The organism is Streptomyces sp. NPDC060209 (assembly GCF_042728155.1).
GTDB lineage: Bacteria > Actinomycetota > Actinomycetes > Streptomycetales > Streptomycetaceae > Streptomyces.
On the sequence record NZ_JBHWZS010000531.1, the window covers coordinates 1 to 2,790 of the forward strand.

The window sequence follows — 2,790 nt, forward strand, 5'->3', positions numbered from 1 at the left end:
GGTCAGAACACGACCAGTGCGCGTCCGCCCTTGCCCGCGATCATGTTCTCGAAGGCCGCCGGGATGCCGTCCAGCGAGATCCGCTCCGTGACCATCATCGAGAGGTCGAACCGTCCGGCGCGGATGTGGTCGGCGAGCACCGGCAGGTCGCGTGCCGGATCGCTGTTCCCGTAGACGCAGCCGGTGAGGGAGCGGCCCCAGTGGAAGATCTCCAGGGCGTTGAAGGTCACCTGCTGGTCCTTGCCGCCGATACCGACGACCGTGGTGCGGCCGCCGCGGCGGGTCGACTCCCAGGCGCCGCGGATCGTGGCGGGCCTGCCCACGCACTCCACGGCGACGTCCGCGCCCTGCCCTCCGGTGAGCTTGCGGACGGCGCGCGGCGTGGTGTCGGACGCGACGACGTAGTCGGTGGCGCCGGCCCGGCGGGCCAGCTCCTCCTTCTCCGGTGACACGTCCACAGCGATGATCTTCGATGCTCCGGCGATCCGGGCGGCCTGCAGGACGGCGAGGCCGACCCCGCCGATACCGAGGACGACGACGCTCTCGCCCTCACGCACCCGGGCGGAGTGGTGGACCGCTCCGTATCCCGTCAGGACCGCGCAGCCGAGCAGGGCGGCGTCGTCGAGCGGGATGCCGGCCGGGGCGGGCAGCACGCAGTTCGCGGCGACGACGGTCTCCTGGGCGAAGGCGGCGACGTTGAGACCCGGGTGGAGCTCGGTGCCGTCGGCCGTACGGGCGTGGATGTTCGCCGCGCCCTTGAGCGCGTCGGCGCACAGCCAGACCTCGCCGATCCCGCAGTGGAAGCACGCGCCGCAGGACGGCGCCCAGTTGAGGACGACCGGATCACCCGCGGCGACGTGGGTGACGCCCTCGCCGACGGCGAGCACCGTGCCGGCGCCCTCGTGGCCGAGGACGGCGGGGACGGGCACCCGCATGGTGCCGTTGGACAGGGACAGGTCGGAGTGGCAGACACCGGCGGCGGCGAGACTGAGGCTCACCTGGCCGGGGCCGGGTTCCGGGAGTTCGATGTCGGTGATCTCCAGGGGAGCTCCGACGGCGGGCAGTACAGCGGCGCGGACCACGAACAGACTCCTCGGTGGGTCGTCGGGCGGGATCAGAACTGGAGGGACTTGGTCTGGAGGTACTCGGAGAGGCCGTGCGGGCCGAGCTCGCGGCCCACCCCCGACTGCTTGTAACCGCCGAAGGGCGCCAGGGGGTTGAAGCGGCCGCCGTTGATGTCGACCTGTCCGGTGTCCATGCGCCGGGCAAAGGCCACGGCCTCCTCGTCGTCCGCACCCCAGACGGCGCCGGCCAGCCCGTACACGGTGTCGTTGGCGATCCGCAGGGCGTCGTCCACGTCCTCGTACCGCAGGATCGAGAGCACCGGGCCGAAGATCTCCTCCTGCGCGATGGTCATGTCCGGGGTGACGTCGGCGAAGACGGTGGGACTGACGTAGTAGCCCTGGTCCTTCGGTGCCTCAGGGCCTCCCGCGACCAGGCGGGCCCCCTCCTCGATGCCCTTCTCGATGTAGCCCCGCACCCGGGCCTGCTGCTTGGCGTTGACCACGGGGCCGACCCGCTCCCCCGGCACGTACTTGGCGACGGCCGCGGCCGCGAGCGCAACGGCCTCCTCGTACCGCTCGGCGTCGACCAGCATCCGGGTCCAGGCGCTGCAGGTCTGGCCGGAGTTGGACATCACGTTGGCCACGCCGACGTTGACGGCCTTGGCGAGGTCGGCGCCGGGCAGGATCACGTTGGCGGACTTGCCGCCGAGCTCCAGCGCGACGCGCTTGACGGCCGCTCCCGCGGTGGCCCCGATCTGCTTGCCGACGGCCGTGGACCCGGTGAACGAGACCAGGTCGACGTCCTCGTGCTCGGCGAGTGCCTGCCCGGTGACCGCCCCGATACCGGTGACGAGGTTGAAGACGCCGGCCGGCAGGCCCGCCTCCTGGGTGGCCTCGGCGAAGAGCTGCGCGGTGAGCGGGGTGTCCTCTGCGGGCTTCAGGACGACGGTGCAGCCCGCGGCCAGCGCCGGGGCCACCTTGGCGACGATCTGGTGGAGCGGGTAGTTCCAGGGCGTGATCGCGCCGACGACGCCGACGGGCTCCTGCAGGACGGTGGAGTTGCCGAGCTTCTCCTCGAAGGGGTACGAGGCGGCCAGTTCGGCGTACGAGCCGGCGACCAGCACCGGGACGCCGGCGTGCACCGCCCGGGACAGCGGAAGCGGCGAGCCGAGCTCGGCGGTGACCGTCTCGGCGATCTCGTCCGTGCGGGCGGCGAGCACATCGCGCAGCGCGGCGATCCTCGCGGCGCGCTCGGCCGGCGGGGTGGCCGCCCAGCCGGGGAACGCGGCGCGTGCGGCGCGTACCGCGGCGTCGACGTCCTCGGCGGTGCCCGCCGGGACATGGCCGATGATCTGCTCGTCCGCCGGGTTCACGACCGCGATCGTGTCCCGGCCCGAGGCGGGCCGCCACTCCCCGCCGATGTACATCCCGTCATGCGCCTTCATGGCTGTCCCTCCCGGGCTCGCTGTGCCTGCCGCCGAAGCCGTGCGTCGTACGGACGGATGCCGTCCCGGGCCCAAACTAGCGCTGTTAGTTTTTCGGCGCCAGGGAACCGCTGGAGACACAGGTCACGCACGGCCGACGGCAACCCTCGCACGCCCGGCCGGAGGATGACCCGGGCAGGGCGGGCCGGCTCCCGGAGCGGCCGGCGAAGCACCGGCGACGGGGCCCTGCGTCAGGCCGAGTCCCGCTCGGCGCGCGGGCGTTCGGCGCGAGGCACGGGGGC

Annotated in this window: 2 protein-coding genes; both read right to left on the reverse strand. The window is 73.0% G+C overall.

The genetic code is table 11. The annotated features are described in order from the left end of the window. Positions 1-2: 2 nt before the first annotated feature. Positions 3-1,082 carry a Zn-dependent alcohol dehydrogenase gene (locus tag ACFWFI_RS42255; protein ID WP_387401202.1) on the reverse strand — a complete coding sequence of 360 codons (1,080 nt, stop codon included), beginning with the start codon at positions 1,080-1,082 and terminating at the stop codon, positions 3-5. A gap of 32 nt (positions 1,083-1,114) precedes the next feature. Beyond that, positions 1,115-2,509, reverse strand: a complete 1,395-nt coding sequence (locus ACFWFI_RS42260; RefSeq protein ID WP_387401204.1) for an aldehyde dehydrogenase family protein — start codon at positions 2,507-2,509, stop codon at positions 1,115-1,117. Between the last annotated feature and the right edge of the window lie 281 nt (positions 2,510-2,790).

Bases quoted from the DNA above. Each gene is read 5' to 3' on its own strand.
- ACFWFI_RS42260 (WP_387401204.1), bottom strand. From the start codon at position 2,509: ATGAAGGCGCATGACGGGATGTACATCGGCGGGGAGTGGCGGCCCGCC.